Genomic DNA, 15,225 nt, shown 5'->3' with positions numbered 1-15,225 from the left:
GTTCGCCGCCCCGCCCCTACAGAAACGTCTGGCTTCGCAGAGGACCGGGTACCTGGCCTCCACCACCGCGGCGATGGCGGAGCGGAAACAGCGGCCGCCCCGCCCGCGGCGCCACGTCATTTACAGGTCCGAGTCGGCCGTCCCCACGCTCTCGGCCGGCGGGAGCGGGTCGACGTCGGCGGGCGGGGCGGGGAGCGAGACCTCCTCGATCTCGAGCACGTCGACCTCGTCGACCACGTCCACGTCGCCGACGATGAGCGGGGCGATGACGAGGGCGACGACCGAGATGAGCTTGACGAGGATGTTCAGGCTCGGCCCCGACGTGTCCTTGAGCGGGTCGCCGACCGTGTCGCCCACGACGGCCGCCTTGTGGACGTCCGAGCCCTTCCCGTAGGTCTGGCCGTCGAACGTGACGCCGCCCTCGATCCGCTTTTTGGCGTTGTCCCACGCCCCGCCCGCGTTCGACTGGAAGATGGCCATGAGCACGCCGGTCACGGTCACGCCGACGAGCAGGCCGCCCAAGACCGTCGGGTCGTAGAACCCGACGGCGACCGGGACCGCGACGGCGAGGACGCCCGGCAGGATCATCTCGCGGAGCGCCGCCTGCGTCGAGATGTCGACGCACCGGGCGTGGTCGGCCTTGGCGGTCCCCTCGCGGAGCCCGGGGATCTCGGCAAACTGCCGGCCGACCTCCTTGATCATGTCGCCGGCCGCGCGCCCCACGGCGTTCATGGCCATCGCCGAGAACACGAACGGGAGCATCCCGCCGACGAGCACGCCGGCCAGGATGCGCGGGTCGGCCACGTTGATCGCGTCGAGCCCGGTCTGCTGCATGTAGGCGGCGAAGAGCGCGAGCGCGGTGAGCGCCGCCGACCCGATCGCGAACCCCTTCCCAATCGCCGCCGTCGTGTTGCCGACCGCGTCGAGCAGGTCGGTCCGCTCGCGGACCTCGGGCGGGAGCTCGGCCATCTCGGCGATGCCGCCGGCGTTGTCCGAGATCGGCCCGTAGGCGTCGACGGCCAGCTGGATGCCCGTCACCGAGAGCATCCCCAGCGCCGCGATCGCGATCCCGTAGAGCCCGGCCGTCGAGAACGCGCCGACGATCGCCAGGGCCAGGATCAGCGTCGGGATGCCCGTCGAGTACATGCCCACGCCCAGCCCGGCAATGATGTTGGTGGCCGCGCCCGTCACCGACGCCCGCGCGATCCCGGTCACCGGCGACGTGTGCGTGGCCGTGTAGAACTCGGTCACGAGCCCGATCGCGACGCCGGCCGCCAGCCCGATCCAGACGGCGAAGACGATCCCCCACGCCGAGTACACGAACGTCCCCACGATCGGGGTCGACGCCGTGAACTCGGACGGGATCATCCACAGGATGATGAGCGTGGCGAGCGCGGCCATGACGGCGGCCGCCCCGAACTCGCCCAGGTTGAGCGCCCGCTGCGGGTTGCCCCCCTCCCTCACCTTGACGAAAAAGGACCCGAGGATCGAGACGACGATGCCGACGGCCGCCAGGACCAGCGGGAGGAGCACGGCCCCCAGCTCCAACCCGCCCGCGTCGACGAGCGCGCCGGCGAACGCGGCCCCGAGCACCATGGCGCCCACGATGGAGCCCACGTAGGACTCGAACAGGTCGGCGCCCATGCCGGCCACGTCGCCCACGTTGTCGCCCACGTTGTCAGCGATCGTCGCCGGGTTGCGCGGGTCGTCTTCCGGGATCCCCTCGTAGACCTTGCCCGCGAGGTCCGCGCCGACGTCGGCGGCCTTGGTGTAGATGCCGCCGCCGACGCGCGCGAAGAGCGCGATCGAGGAGGCCCCGAGCGAGAACCCGGCCAGCACGTTGAGCACGCGCGTGACCTCGAGCGGCTGGAGCACGCCGTCGTCCCCGTCGAAGGCGCCGGTGTAGAAGATGAACAGCGTCCCCAGCCCGAGCAGCCCCAGCCCGACGACCGAGAGGCCCATGACCAGGCCGCCCGAGAAGGCCACGTTGAGCGCCTCGCCCAGCGACGTCCGCGCCGCGTTCGTCGTGCGGACGTTGGCCTTGGTCGCCACGCGCATCCCAAAAAAGCCCGCGAGCCCCGAGCACAGCGCGCCGACCACGAACGAGAGCGCGATGAGCGGGCTGGAGTCGGCCCGCCCCAGGTTGGCCAGGAGCAGGAGCGCGGCCACGACGACCACGAACACGGCCAGCACGCGGTACTCGCGGCGGAGGAAGGCGGCGGCGCCCTCCTGGATGTCGTGGGCGATCTCGGCCATCCGCTCCGTCCCGACGGGCTGCGCCGTGACCCAGCGGGTGCGGAGGAAGGCGTAGCCGAGCGCGAGGACGCCGGCGAGGGGGACGAGCCAGGCGAGCAGGTCTTCGGTCATGGGAGCGGGTGTGGGTGAGGGGGCACCCACCCCGCCCTCCGGGGCGCGAGCGGGGCGGGCTAGCGGCCGTTGAACTGGTTCATGGCCGCCGCGAGGCCGTCGTGCGCGAACGCGAGCGCGGCCTCGGCGGCGAGGTCGAGCGCGGCGTCGGCCGCCGCGCGCTCGCCGTCGTCGAACGGCGCGAGGACGTAGTCGACCTGGCCGCCGGGGGGGAAACTATCTCCCAGCCCGATTCGGAGGCGGGGGAATTCCGCAGTTCCTAGAGCGTCGATCACGCTCTGCACACCGTTGTGCCCCCCGGCCGACCCCTTCCCGCGCAGCCGGACCTGCCCGAGCGGGAGCGCGAGGTCGTCGTAGACCAGGAGCACGTCGGCGGCGTCGAGCCCGTAGCGGTCGAGGAGCGCGGCGTAGGCCGCCCCGCTCCGGTTCATGAACGTGAGCGGCTTGGCGAGCGCGAGCCCCTGCCCGCGGTAGAGCCCCTCGCCCACGACCGACCGCCCCGCCCGGCCTCCGACTTCGGCGTCGAGGGCGATGCCCGCCGCGTCCGCCGCGCGCTCGATGGCCACGAAGCCGGCGTTGTGCCGCGTGCCGACGTAGTCCGGCCCCGGATTGCCCAGGCCGACGAGGAGGCGGCGCACGTCCACCCCGCCCGCGTCGGGCGCGCCCGTGGCGGGCGGGGCGGGGCGGGAACCGAGGAGACGCGAGAGCCAGGACATGGGCGGGGTGGGAACGGTGTGCGGTCGGAGACGAGCGGACCCACGCCGCCCTCGGCGGGGGAAGCGCAAGGGCCCGCCGGGTGGTACCCGCGGGCTCCCAAGGTGGCAGCGTACGACCGCCCCGCCCCGGGAGCCCGCGGCGGGCGGGGCGGAAACGCGACGGGCGCCCACGGCGAACCGGGGCGCCCGTCGCAGGCAGAGTCGGGAGGCCGCCCCGCCCGCGTAGGGCGGGGCGGGACGCGCGGGCTACGCCTCCTCGGCCGCGTCGTCCTCGCCCTCGACCTCCTCGCCGACGACGGGGACGTCGGCGTCGAGGATCGCGGCGACGGCGTCGTCCGCCGTCTCCTCGACGAGCGCGCGCGGCGCGCTCACGACGGCGATCGTCCGGGCCAGGTCGGTGAGCACCTCGATCGAGCCGCCGATCGAGAGGTCGTCGACGTGGATCGACTCGCCCACCTGGAGGTTCTCGATGTCGATCGAGATGTGGCCGGGGATGTCCTTCGGGAGCGCCCGGACCTCGAGCTCGGTCAGCGACTGCGACAGGACGCCGCCGGCCTTCACCCCGACCGGGGTGCCCTCGAGACGGACCGGGACCGTCATCGTGAGCGACTCGCCGGCCGTCAGCGCCAGGAAGTCGGCGTGGAGCGGGACGTCGGTGACGGGGTGGAAGTCGACGTCCTTGAGGATGGCCTCGTGCTCCTCGCCCTCGAACGGGAGCGCCACGCGGTACGTCTCGGTCGTGAACACGAGCGGCCGCAGCGCGAGCGTCTCGACGGCAAAGTGGACGGGCTCGGTGTGGGTGCCGTAGAGGACGCACGGGACGAGCCCGGCCTTGCGGACGGCCTTCGTGGCGGCCTTCCCGGTGTCCCGGGGCTGAGGGGCGAGGTGGACGGTCTGCATAACGGGTTCGGGGTTCGGGGTTCGGGGGGTTCAGGGTGGGGGCGGGGCGGGCGAGGGTCGGTCGACCCTGGACTCTGAACCCCTCAACCCTGAACCGGCTTAATCAACGAAAAGGGTCGAGATGGACTCGTCGGCGCCGATCCGGTGGATGGACTCGGCGAAGAGCGGGGCGACCGAGATGACCTCGATCTTGGGAGACGTCCGCTGGAGCGGGATCGTGTCGGTGACGACGACGCGGCTGAGCGGGCTGGCCTCGATGCGGTCGACGGCCGGGCCGGAGAGGAGCGCGTGCGTGCAGAAGGCTTGCACGTCGAGGGCGCCGCCGTCGGCGAGCGCCTGGGCGCCGGACGTGAGCGTGCCGGCCGTGTCGCACATGTCGTCGATGAGGAGGCAGTTGCGGCCGGCCACGTCGCCGATCACGTTCATGACCTCGGCGACGTTGGCCTCGGGCCGGCGCTTGTCGATGAGCGCGAGGTCGGCGCCGAGGCGCTTGGCGTAGGCCCGGGCCACCTTCGAGGCGCCCACGTCCGGGGCCACCACGACGAGGTTGTCGCGGAACGCGCGGAGGTCCGCCCCGCCCCGCCCATCCGCGTCCGCCCCGCCCGGCCGCGAGTGCTCGTCCAGCCACTGCTCGAACACGACGCTCCCGTAGAGGTGGTCGACCGGGATGTCGAAGAACCCCTGGATCTGGGCCGCATGGAGGTCCATCGTGAGCACGCGGTCGACGCCGGCCTGCTCGAGCATCCGGGCGATCATGCGCGCCGCGATCGAGACGCGCGGCTGGTCCTTCCGGTCCTGCCGCGCGTAGCCGAAGTACGGGATGACGGCCGTGATCCGCGCCGCCGACGCGCGCCGCGCGGCGTCGACCAGGAGCATGAGCTCCATCCAGTTTTCGGCCGGCGGCGGCGTCGACTGGACGATGAACAGGTCGGTCCCCCGAATCGACTCGTCGTAGCGGACGTAGATCTCGCCGTCGGAGAAGTCGCGCAGCGTGACGCCGCCGAGCTCGCCCGAGTGGTCGCCCTCGACGCGGCCGTAGGCGGCGGCGATGTCGCGGGCGAGCGCGGGCACGCTCCGGCCGGCGAAGATCGTGACGGGGAGGGCGGGGTGGGACACGGGGCGGACCCGGAGGGCGGGCGTTCGCAGGACGGACCCTGCGGGCGGGGAGGCAGGCCCTGCGGGCGGGGCGGCGGGGGCGGTTGCCCGAGGAGGATTCGAACCTCCACAAACAGCTCCAAAGGCTGCTGTGCTGCCATTACACCATCGGGCAAAGTCGGCGCCGGGGCGGGGCGGACCCCACGGGCGAACCCAAGGGGCGAGGCGGCATCGGTGCCGCCGGTGTCGCCTCGGCGCAGAACTGCGAAACTAGGGGGCCGCCGGGCCGCCGGCCAACCCGCGCCCTTCGCAGAGCGGCCGCCCCGCCCCGCCGGAGAGCGTCTTGCCGTCGTTTTCACCGCTCCTGCCCGTATCCGCCCCGCCCGTGCCCGCCCCGCCCGTGACAGACCCCGCCCTCTCCGCGCTGAACGGCGCCCCCTCCCCCGACGAGCGCTCCGCCATCGGCGTGCTCGGCGGGCTCGGCCCGTACGCCGGCCTCGACCTCGTCCGCGCCGTGTTCGACGAGACCGACGCCCACGCGGACCAGGAGCACCTGCCGGTCACGCTCGTCTCCTACCCCGGCCGCATCCCCGACCGCGCCACCTGGATCGCCGACGCGGCGGCGCCGTCGCCGCTCCCGGCCATGTTCGAGGTGCTCCGGCGGCTCGACGACGCCGGGTGCTCGGTCGCCGGCGTCCCGTGCAACACGGCCCACGCGCCGGCCCTGTTCGACCGGCTCGTGGCCGGTCTCGCCGCCGAGGGCCGCGCGCTCCGCCTCGTCCACATCGTCGATGCGATCGTCGAGCGCGTGCGGGAGGTGGCCCCACGGGCACGTCGTGTCGGCGTGCTGGCGACCACGTCGTCGGTCGAGAACCGGCTCCACCAGGTCGGCCTGGAGGCGGCGGGCGTCGAGGCCGTCGTCCCCGACGCCGAGCACCAGGCCCGCGTGCAGGCGTCGATCTACGGCCGCGCGTGGGGCCTCAAAGCGCAGTCCGCCCCGCCCGACCCGCGCGCCCGCGCCGCCCTGCTGGACGCGGCCGACCACCTGATCGGCCGGGGCGCCGAGGCCGTGATCCTGGGCTGCACCGAGCTCCCGCTCGCGGTCCCCGAGCCCGAGCGGGGCGGGGTCCCGCTCGTCAACTCGACGCGGGCGCTGGCGCGGGCGCTCGTCCGCGCCAGCCACCCCGCCCGCCTCCGGGCCGGGCGGGGCGGGTGAGTACGGCCGCCCCGCCCGGGTCCGTCCCAGAAGGAGGAGCACGGGCGGGGTGGGAGCAGCGGCCTCGTCGTTCTTCTCCGCCCGAGCGGGGCGGCCTGTCCTTCAGAAGTGACCCGCGGACGGCGATACGCGACTCTAGATTCGCTCCCGAGCCTGCCCCGCCCCGCCCCCGCCGTTTGAGACGCTTCTTTCCTGGACTCTAGCGGCCGCCGAGGCCGCCGGCCCGCCCGCAGATGCTCCTCGAGCGCAGCCTCCTCCTCCAGCGCGGCCTGTTCGCGGCCGACCTCGTGCTCATCGCCCTGTCGTGGGTGCTGGCGTGGACCGTCCGGTTCGAGGTGCTGACGCCGCCCGAGTGGGTCTCGCTGGGGTCGTACCTGGGGTTTTTGCCGTTCGTGCTCGTCGTGTGGGGCGGGGTGTTCCTGCTCTCGGGGCTGTACCAGACGCGGCGGGCGCAGCGGCTCCCGCTCATGGTGTTCGCCGTCGCGCGGGCCGTCGCGCTGGGAGTGGCGGCGTCGGTCGCGGCGCTGTTCTTCTTCCGGGAGTTCTCGTTCTCGCGGCTCCACATGCTCCTGTTCGGGGCGATCTCGTCGGCGCTCCTCGTCGCCCTGCGGACGGCCATCTACGCCGCGCTCCGGCAGGCCCGCGAGCGCGGCCACAACGTCCGCCGCGTGCTCATCGTGGGCGCGGGGAAGGCCGGGCAGCGGCTGGCCCGGGCGTTCCAGCACTACCCGTGGATGGGGTTCGAGGTCGTCGGCTTCCTCGACGACCGCGGCGACGCCGTCGACGCCGAGCCGGCCGACCCGTTCTACCCGGGCCAGGAGGCGGCGCCCCGCGTGATCGGCCCGGTCCGCGACGTCGGCGCGGTGCTGGACCGGCTGGGCGGGGTGGACATGGTCTACGCCGCGCTCCCGCTCTCGGCCGCCAACAAGATCGAGGCGGTCGCCGAGGCGTGTACGACGCGGACGGCCCACCTCTGCCTCGTCCCCGACATCCTCGGCCTCGACCTGCTCCTCAACAGCCGCGTCTCGGACGTCGACGGGCTCCCGGTCATCCACCTCTTGGACGAGGCCCCGTTCGACGTCCGCCAGATCGTCAAGCGCGCGGCCGACGTCGCGTTCTCGCTCGCGGCCCTCGTGCTCACCGCCCCGCTCCTGGCCCTGATCGCGGCGGCGGTCAAGCTGTCGTCGCCCGGGCCGGTCCTCTACCGCCAGACGCGGATGGGGCTCAACGGGCAGACGTTCGAGATCCTCAAGTTCCGCTCGATGCCGGTCGGCGCCGAGGCCCAGAGCGGGGCGGTGTGGTCGCGGCGCGGCGAGGCCCGGGCCACGCCCGTCGGCGCCTTCCTCCGGCGGACGAGCCTGGACGAGCTCCCGCAGTTCCTCAACGTGCTCCGCGGCGACATGTCGGTCGTCGGCCCGCGGCCGGAGCGCCCGGCGCTCATCGAGGGGTTCCGGCACCAGATCCCGGGCTACATGCTCCGCCACAAGATGAAGGCCGGCATCACGGGCTGGGCGCAGGTCCACGGCTGGCGCGGCGACACGAGCCTGGAGAAACGGATCGAGTTCGACCTCTTCTACATCCGCAACTGGTCGCTCGGCATGGACGTCAAGATCCTCTTCCTCACCCTGTTCCGCGGGTTTGCCCACGAGAACGCGCACTGAATGCGGAATTGAGAATGTTGAACGTGGAACGAAACGCAGACCCGTCGGGAAGGCCGCGGCAGGTACGCGACATTGGCGAACGGACGTTGGCGTATGGTGTCCGGGCTGTCCGGTTGTTCCGAGCGCTCCAGGAGTCCAGCGACCGGGCGGGGTGGGTGATCGGGAAACAGTTTCTTCGGTCCGCAACCTCCATCGGAGCGAACGTGACCGAGGCCCGCGCAGGGGAGAGCCGGAAGGACTTTGTTCACAAGCTCCAGATCGCTCAGAAGGAAGCCCGCGAGAGCTTGTACTGGCTCCGCCTGCTCGCCGAAGCCGAGGTGACCGCTCCCTCGCGCCTCCGCGGCATCACGCGCGAGACGGACGAACTCGTTGCGATTCTGACTGCGATCACGCGAAACGCGAAACGCAACTCGGCCAGATAGCAGACCTTCCGCATTCAACCTTCCGCATTCCACATTGCTCGTCGTAAACGACCTTCATCTCGCGTTCGGCGGCCGCGTCCTGTTCGATGGCCTCTCGTGGACCGTCCGTGGCGGCGAGCGGGTCGGGCTCGTCGGGCCGAACGGGGCCGGCAAGTCGACGCTGCTCCGCGTCATCGCCGGCGACCAGGCGCCCGACGCGGGCGGGGTGGTTTATGAGGGCGGGGCGACCGTCGGGTTCCTGCGCCAGGACACGCAGGAGCAGGACATCGAGACGACGCCGCTCGAGGACGCGCTCCGGGCCTTCGACGACGTGCTCCGGCTGGAGGCCGAGGCCGAGGCGTTGACGAAGCAGATGGAGGCGCACGCCGACCACACGTCGGACGACTACTTCGCCCTCGTCGAGCGGTTCAGCAAGGTCCACGACCGGCTCGTCACGCGCGAGGCGCACACGGCCGAGGCGCGGGCGGCCGCCGTGCTCTCGGGGCTCGGGTTCAGCGCCGACGAGATGCGCCGGCCGCTCAAGACGTTCTCCGGCGGCTGGCGGATGCGGTCGACGCTCGCACGGATGCTGCTCGGCGAGCCCGACGTGCTGCTCCTCGACGAGCCCACGAACCACCTCGACATCGAGTCCATCGACTGGCTCGAAGGGCACCTCACGGGCTACCCCGGCGCCGTCGTCCTGGTCTCGCACGACCGCTACTTCCTCGACCGCATGACGACGGCGACGGCCGACCTCGTGCGCGGCCAGATCGACAGCTACGCCGGCAACTACTCGCACTACCTCGAAGCCCGGCAGGAGCGGCGGGCGCACTGGCAGGCGCGGTACGACAACCAGCAAAAGGAGATCGCCGAGGCCGAGCGGTTTATCGCCCGGTTCCGCGCCAAGGCCACGAAGGCGAAGCAGGCCCAGAGCCGGATCAAGATGCTCGAGAAGCTCGAGCGCATCCCGCCGCCGCCGGCCGAGGCCAATACGATCCGGTTCCGGTTCCCCGACCCGCCCGCGTCCGGGCGCCAGGTGGTCGAGCTGGGCGCGTTCGCCAAGTCGTACCCCGCGCCGGAGGGCGGCGAGACGGTCGTGTTCGACCACGCCGACCCGCTCGTGCTGGAGCGGGGCGACAAGGTGGCGCTGGTCGGCAAGAACGGGGCCGGCAAGTCGACGCTCGCGCGCATCCTGCTGGGGACGGAGTCGGTCGACGGCGAGGTCCGCCAGGACCGCCGCGCTGAGATGGCCCACTTCGCGCAGCACCAGGCCGAGGCGCTCGACCCGTCGCACACCGTCTTCCAGTCGCTCCAGGAGGTCTCGCGCGGGCACTCCGACACCGAGCTCCGCTCGCTCCTCGGCGCGTTCCTGTTTACGGGCTCGGACGCCGAAAAGAGCGTGTCCGTGCTCTCCGGCGGCGAGCGCTCGCGGCTCGCGCTCGCGCGGACGCTCCTCAGCCCAGCCAACGTCCTCGTCCTCGACGAGCCGACGAACCACCTCGACCTGGTCTCGAAGAACGTGCTCGCCGAGGCGCTCCGCCAGTACACCGGCACGTTCGTGCTCGTCAGCCACGACCGCCACTTTATCGACGCCGTCGCCGAGTCGGTGTGGTACGTCGAGGACCGCGGCGTGCGGACCTACCGCGGCACGTACTTCGAGACGCAGTGGCAGCGCGAGAACGGGACGGCGGCCAAGCACCTGCCCTCGGGCGACGGCGCGGCCCAGACCGCCCCGCCCACGCCTGCGCCGCCCGCGAAGGGCGGGGCGGCCGCGCCAGCGAAGGGCGGGAAAGCAGCGGGCGGGGCGGGCAAGGGCGGGGCGGCGAAGTCCTCGGGCGGCAAAAAATCGAAGGAGGACAAGCGCCGCGAGGCCGAGGCCCGCAACGCGCTCTACCGCATGATGAAGGACGGGACGGTCCCGTCGGCCAAGGAGCTCGGGCCGGACCTCGCGCAGCGGGCGCTCGACCTGTTGGAGCAGTCCGTCGCCGACAAGGAGGGGGAGATCGAGACGCTGGAGGCGCAGATGGCCGACCCCGACCTCTACGCGAAGCCCAAGGAGTTCGAGACCACGATGGCGTCGCTCACGACGGCGAAGGCGGACCTCAAGGGGCTCTACAAGCGGTGGGAGCGGCTGGCCGCCCAGGTCGAGGCGCTCTAATACGGGCTCGCTGAGTTCGTCAGGCACTCGCCACCCCGCCCGGCCCCTCACCCTGGCCGCCCCGCCCCCTCGCCCTGGCCGCGCCGACGCTGCGCGACGTTCGGGCGCGGGGCGGCTGGACCACCCTGCCCACCCAGCGCGAGCGGGGCGGCCGCGCCCGTTCGGACCTCGGCGGCCGCCCGCCGCGGTCTGCCGCCCCGGCCTCCGCCTACGAGCACGGGGGCGAGCCCCAGTCCGCGTGGCCGCGCCTGGCCTGGCACCGGACCTGGCGGCCGGCGTCGACGAGCTCCCACGTGCCGACCCCGTTGTCGCGGTAGAGCAGGCGCAGGCGCTCGTCGCGGACCGAGTCGTCGCGGAGGTCGTAGGCCGTCACCAGGACCACGGCCTCGCCGTCGTACACCTCCACGACCTCGACCTCGACGGCGTCGGTCTCGTACCGCCGCGCGATGGCCTCGGCGGCGGCCTCGGGCGTGGACGCCGCATTGTAGCCGTCGAGGACGTCGGGGGCGGGGCGGTAGGTGTCGCCGCCCGCGGCGGCCGAGCCGCCCCCGCTCGCCCCGCCCGGAACGCGCGGGAGGAGCTCGAGGGCGGACACGACCTCGACGGCCTCGACGAGGCTCACGGGCCGGCAGCCGTCGGCCGTGTCGCTGAGGAACAGCACGCCGACGCCGTCGAGCGCGATCGGCTCCGAGACCACCGTCTGCACCCCCCACACCTGAGCGCTCGTCGCACCCGGGTCGTCGGCGGCCTCGAACACGCGGACGGTCGGGCGCCCGGGGAGCCCGCGCGCGATCGCCTCCTGCGAGACGAGCGGGTAGTCCGGCAGGCGCATCCCGCCCGTGTCGCCGCTCACCTCGAAGCACGCGCCGTCGTCGCGGCGGTAGTCGAGCGCGTAGCGGACGGAGCCGGCGCGGCGCTCGACTTCGAGCCCGCCCAGGCGGAACGCCCCGGTCGCGCCCGGGACGACCACGGGGATGCCCAGCTCGTCCAGGTACAGGACCTGGTCCGACGAGAGACCGGCGACCTCGGGGACGGCGGGGGCCTCGGCTTGGGGCGGGGCGGAGCAGGCGGCGAGCGCGAGCGCCGCGACGAGTGCGAGGGGTCGGGGCGGCAGGATCGGCGACATGCGGGCGGGGTGGGCGAGGGCAGCGTGGGGAGACTACGCCCGACTCCGCGCGCGGTCCCTACGCCGTCCGCATCTCGGCGCGGCGGAACGCGGCCACGTTCTCGGCCACGTCGCCCCGGAAGACGGCGCTGCCGGCGACGAACACGTCGGCGCCGGCGTCGAGGAGGGCGCGCGCGTTGTCCGGCGACACGCCGCCGTCGACCTCGATGAGCGGCCGCCCCGCCCCGGCGGTCTGCGCTCCGCTCGTCATCTGGCGGAGCCGGCGGACCTTGTCCGTCGAGCCCGGGATGAACGACTGCCCGCCGAAGCCGGGGTTGACCGACATCACGAGGACGAGGTCGAGGTCGCCCAGGACGTCTTCGAGCATCACGAGCGGGGTGGCCGGGTTGACCGCCACGCCGGCCCGGCACCCGAGCGCGTGGATGGCCTGGACGGTCCGGTGGAGGTGCGGGCACGCCTCCTGGTGGACCGTGATAACGGACGCCCCGGCCTCGGCGAAGTCCTCGAGGTAGCGGTCCGGCTCCTCGATCATGAGGTGGACGTCGAACGGCGTGTCAGTCTCGTCGGCGAGCGCTCGGAGCCCGCGCATGACGGGCACGCCGAACGAGATGTTCGGGACAAAGTGGCCGTCCATCACGTCGATGTGGAGCCAGTCGGCCCCGGCGTCTATGGCCTCGCGGGCGTGGGCTTCGAGGCGGCCAAAGTCGGCGGCGAGAACAGAAGGGGCGAGCGTCATGAGGAGCGGGGGCGGGGCGGTGTCGGACGGCCCGCTCCGCCGCTGGGATCCGCCGCCCCGCCCGGTCTCGTTGCCAGGGGCGGGGCGGGGCGCACGAGGCTCCTTGCCGCTGCACCAGGGCAACGTGCAGGGAGGTACAGGGTACTCGGTACGGGGTACAGGTACGCGCGCGCCGAGGGCAGACCGGGCCGTACCTCGTACTCGGTACCCCGTACCCACCCGAAGGGTGCTCTAGGCGCCCCGCCCCGCCTGCCACGCGGCCCACTTGGCCGCCCCGGCCCCCACCCCGCCCAGCGCGACCGCGAACGACTGCAGGAGCGGCACCGCGAGCGGCGCCGAGGCGCTCTTCGGCCCCGGCGCGACGACGAACGCGAGCACGTACATGGCGGCCGCGAAGAACACCGCCAGCACCAGCCCGGCGAGCACGGCCGCCTCCGCCCACGGCACCCCGTTCGCCCACCGCGCAAGCGCCACGAAGGCGACGTACGGGAGCAGCGCGATCATGACGACCGACGCCAGCGCCTGCCACGGCCGCCCGTCCGCCGTCACGACGATCAGCACGAGCGTGGCCACGACGGCGCCCGTCGCCACGAACCGGACGATCCGGGCCAGAGCGCCGGGCGGGACGGGAAGGCTCACAGTCGGGGCGGGGTGGACCCAAAGGGCGGGGGCCGGAAACTAGCGCCGCTCCCTCCTCCCCCACCCCGCCCGCGGCCTGGACAACGCCGCCCCGCCCGCGGGACACGGGCGGGGCGGGCGCGGAGGCGGGGCGGCCGGCTCGTTCGCGGGCGGGGTGGCTAGCTGCGGACGCGGCGGGCGGCCTCGACGACGGCCTCGACCGTGAGCCCGAGGTCCGTCAGGGCGTCGGCGCCCGGCGCGCTCTCGCCAAAGCGGTCAATCGCGATGACCTCGCCGTCCAGCCCGACGACGCGGCCCCACCCGTACGGGCTCGCCGCCTCGACGGCCACGCGCGCGCGGACGGACGACGGCAGGACGGACTCGCGGTACGCCTCGTCTTGCTGGAAAAAGAGACGGTCGCACGGCATCGACACCACGCGGACCGCCCCGCCCAGCTCCTTTTTCGCCTCCATGAGCAGGTTCACCTCGGCCCCGGCCCCGACTAGGATCAGGTCCGGCTCACCGTCGGCGTCGGAGAGCACGTAGCCGCCGCGCGCGACGCCGTCGACGGCGCGGTCCTTCGACTCCGCGAACGTGGGCAGCGCCTGGCGGCTGAGCGCGAGGGCCGTCGGGCCGGGGCTCTCGACGGCCAGCTTCCACGCCGCCGCCGTCTCGTTGGCGTCCGCCGGGCGGACGACGTGGAGGCCGGGGGTCGCGCGGAGCCCGGCCAGCTGCTCGATCGGCTGGTGCGTCGGCCCGTCCTCGCCCAGCCCGACCGAGTCGTGCGTGAACACGTGGACCACCGGCGCCTCCATGAGCGCGCCCAGGCGCACGGCCGGCTTCATGTAGTCGGAGAAGATGAGGAACGTGCCGCCGTACGGGCGCACGCCGCCGTGGAGCGCCATCCCGTTCATGGCCGCCGCCATCGCGTGCTCGCGGATCCCGTAGTGGACGTAGCGGGCCTCGGCCGTCGTCTTCTGAAAGTCCTGCATCCCCTTCGCCTTCGTCTTCACCGACGGCGTGAGGTCGGCCGACCCGCCCACGAGTTCGGGGAGGACCGGGACGAGCGCGTCGAGCACCTTGCCGCTCGCGGCGCGGCTCGCCATGCCCTTTTCGTCGGCGTCGAACGTGGGCAGCGCGTCGGTCCAGCCGTCGGGGAGGCGGCCCTCGATGCGGCGCCGGAGGTCGGCGGCCTGGTCGGGCTGGGCCTCGGCGTAGGCCGTCAGGCGGCCCTCCCACTCGTGCTGCTCCCGCGCCCCGCGCGCAGCCTGCTCGTGGAACAGCGCCGTCGCGTCGTCGGGAACGTAGAAGTCGGGCTCGAGCGGGATGCCGAGGTTCTTTTTCGTCGCCTCGATCTCCTCGTCGCCGATGGCGTCGGAGTGGACCGTGTGCTGGCCGGCCAGGTTGGGCGACCCGTACCCGATCGTCGTGCGGACTTCGAGGAAGCTGGGCCGGTCGAGCACGTTGCGGGCCTCGCGGATGGCGCGCGCGACGGCCTCGTTGTCGTGCCCGTCGATCTCGCGGATCACGTGCCACCCGAGCGCCTCGTACCGCCCCGCCCGGTCCTCGGTGAACGAGAGCTGGGTGTCGCCGTCGATCGAGACGTGGTTGTCGTCGTAGAGCACAACGAGCCGACCCAGCCCGAGGTGCCCGGCCAGCGACGACGCCTCGTTCGTCACGCCCTCCTGGAGGTCGCCGTCCGACGCGATCACGTAGGTGTAGTGGCCGACGACGACGTGGTCCGCCGTGTTGAAAGCGGCCGCCAAGTGCTTCTCAGCGATCGCCATGCCGACGGCCGTGGCGAGCCCCTGCCCGAGCGGCCCCGTCGTCGTCTCGACGCCCGGCGTGTGGTGGACCTCGGGGTGGCCCGGCGTCTTCGAGTGGAGCTGCCGGAACTCCTTGAGGTCCTCCAACGAAACGTCGTAGCCGCTCAGGTGGAGGAGGCTGTAGATCAGCATCGACCCGTGGCCGGCCGAGAGCACGAAGCGGTCGCGGTCGAACCACTGCGGGTCCTCCGGGTTGTGCTTCAGGAACCGGGTCCAGAGCACGGTCGCCGCGTCGGCCATCCCCATCGGGAGCCCGGGGTGGCCGCTGTTGGCCTTTTCGACGGCGTCGATCGTCAGGCCGCGGATCGTGTTCGCGGCGACCTCTTCGAGGTGGGCGCGTTCTCGCGAGGACCGCTCCGGGGCGGGGTCCTCCATCTGGTCGGTGCTAACGGTCGGCTGGGCCAT

General features: G+C 73.1%; 12 protein-coding genes and 1 tRNA gene. 4 read left to right on the top strand and 9 right to left on the bottom strand.

What is annotated here, in order from left to right; all coding sequences use genetic code 11:
* Nucleotides 1-120: 120 nt before the first annotated feature.
* From RQM47_RS04415 to RQM47_RS04395, 5 genes are all read right to left on the bottom strand, one after another.
* Entirely contained in the window at nucleotides 121-2,367 is a 2,247-nt protein-coding gene (locus RQM47_RS04415) for a sodium-translocating pyrophosphatase (RefSeq protein WP_314007569.1), read from the bottom strand.
* A 59-nt stretch (nucleotides 2,368-2,426) separates the two neighbouring features.
* Complete coding sequence (gene pth, locus RQM47_RS04410; RefSeq protein WP_314007566.1) at nucleotides 2,427-3,083, bottom strand: aminoacyl-tRNA hydrolase; 657 nt, start codon at nucleotides 3,081-3,083, stop codon at nucleotides 2,427-2,429.
* A gap of 246 nt (nucleotides 3,084-3,329) precedes the next feature.
* Nucleotides 3,330-3,983 (bottom strand): 50S ribosomal protein L25, encoded by a 654-nt coding sequence (locus RQM47_RS04405; RefSeq protein ID WP_314007563.1) that lies wholly within the window; start codon nucleotides 3,981-3,983, stop codon nucleotides 3,330-3,332.
* A gap of 99 nt (nucleotides 3,984-4,082) precedes the next feature.
* Entirely contained in the window at nucleotides 4,083-5,099 is a 1,017-nt protein-coding gene (locus tag RQM47_RS04400) for a ribose-phosphate pyrophosphokinase (protein ID WP_314007560.1), read from the bottom strand.
* 83 nt (nucleotides 5,100-5,182) lie between these two features.
* Nucleotides 5,183-5,253: transfer RNA gene (locus RQM47_RS04395), tRNA-Gln, on the bottom strand.
* A gap of 210 nt (nucleotides 5,254-5,463) precedes the next feature.
* Between RQM47_RS04395 and RQM47_RS04390 the strand changes: the two genes are divergently transcribed.
* The 4 genes from RQM47_RS04390 (at nucleotide 5,464) to RQM47_RS04375 (ending at nucleotide 10,514) form a co-directional block, all read left to right on the top strand.
* Nucleotides 5,464-6,294, top strand: coding sequence for an aspartate/glutamate racemase family protein (locus RQM47_RS04390; RefSeq protein ID WP_314007557.1), 831 nt, complete (start codon nucleotides 5,464-5,466; stop codon nucleotides 6,292-6,294).
* 233 nt (nucleotides 6,295-6,527) lie between these two features.
* Nucleotides 6,528-7,955, top strand: coding sequence for an undecaprenyl-phosphate glucose phosphotransferase (locus RQM47_RS04385; protein WP_314007554.1), 1,428 nt, complete (start codon nucleotides 6,528-6,530; stop codon nucleotides 7,953-7,955).
* Between the two features lie 14 nt (nucleotides 7,956-7,969).
* Nucleotides 7,970-8,377 carry a four helix bundle protein gene (locus RQM47_RS04380; protein ID WP_314007551.1) on the top strand — a complete coding sequence of 136 codons (408 nt, stop codon included), beginning with the start codon at nucleotides 7,970-7,972 and terminating at the stop codon, nucleotides 8,375-8,377.
* A 34-nt stretch (nucleotides 8,378-8,411) separates the two neighbouring features.
* Nucleotides 8,412-10,514, top strand: a complete 2,103-nt coding sequence (locus RQM47_RS04375; protein WP_311661406.1) for an ABC-F family ATP-binding cassette domain-containing protein — start codon at nucleotides 8,412-8,414, stop codon at nucleotides 10,512-10,514.
* Between the two features lie 208 nt (nucleotides 10,515-10,722).
* On the opposite strand, the gene RQM47_RS04370 is transcribed toward RQM47_RS04375, so the two are convergent.
* The 4 genes from RQM47_RS04370 to tkt form a co-directional block, all read right to left on the bottom strand.
* On the bottom strand, nucleotides 10,723-11,640 hold the full coding sequence (locus tag RQM47_RS04370; RefSeq protein ID WP_311661404.1) for a hypothetical protein: 918 nt from the start codon (nucleotides 11,638-11,640) through the stop codon (nucleotides 10,723-10,725).
* 58 nt (nucleotides 11,641-11,698) lie between these two features.
* On the bottom strand, nucleotides 11,699-12,376 hold the full coding sequence (gene rpe / locus RQM47_RS04365) for a ribulose-phosphate 3-epimerase (RefSeq protein ID WP_311661402.1): 678 nt from the start codon (nucleotides 12,374-12,376) through the stop codon (nucleotides 11,699-11,701).
* A 231-nt stretch (nucleotides 12,377-12,607) separates the two neighbouring features.
* A complete protein-coding gene (locus RQM47_RS04360) occupies nucleotides 12,608-13,015 on the bottom strand; it encodes a hypothetical protein (RefSeq protein WP_311661400.1) in 408 nt (135 codons plus the stop codon).
* Between the two features lie 158 nt (nucleotides 13,016-13,173).
* Nucleotides 13,174-15,195, bottom strand: a complete 2,022-nt coding sequence (gene tkt, locus RQM47_RS04355) for a transketolase (RefSeq protein ID WP_409945959.1) — start codon at nucleotides 15,193-15,195, stop codon at nucleotides 13,174-13,176.
* Nucleotides 15,196-15,225 lie beyond the last annotated feature (30 nt).

It is taken from the genome of Rubrivirga sp. S365, assembly GCF_032248475.1.
Classification (GTDB): domain Bacteria; phylum Bacteroidota; class Rhodothermia; order Rhodothermales; family Rubricoccaceae; genus Rubrivirga; species Rubrivirga litoralis.
This window is presented reverse-complemented; position numbering and strand designations above follow the sequence as displayed.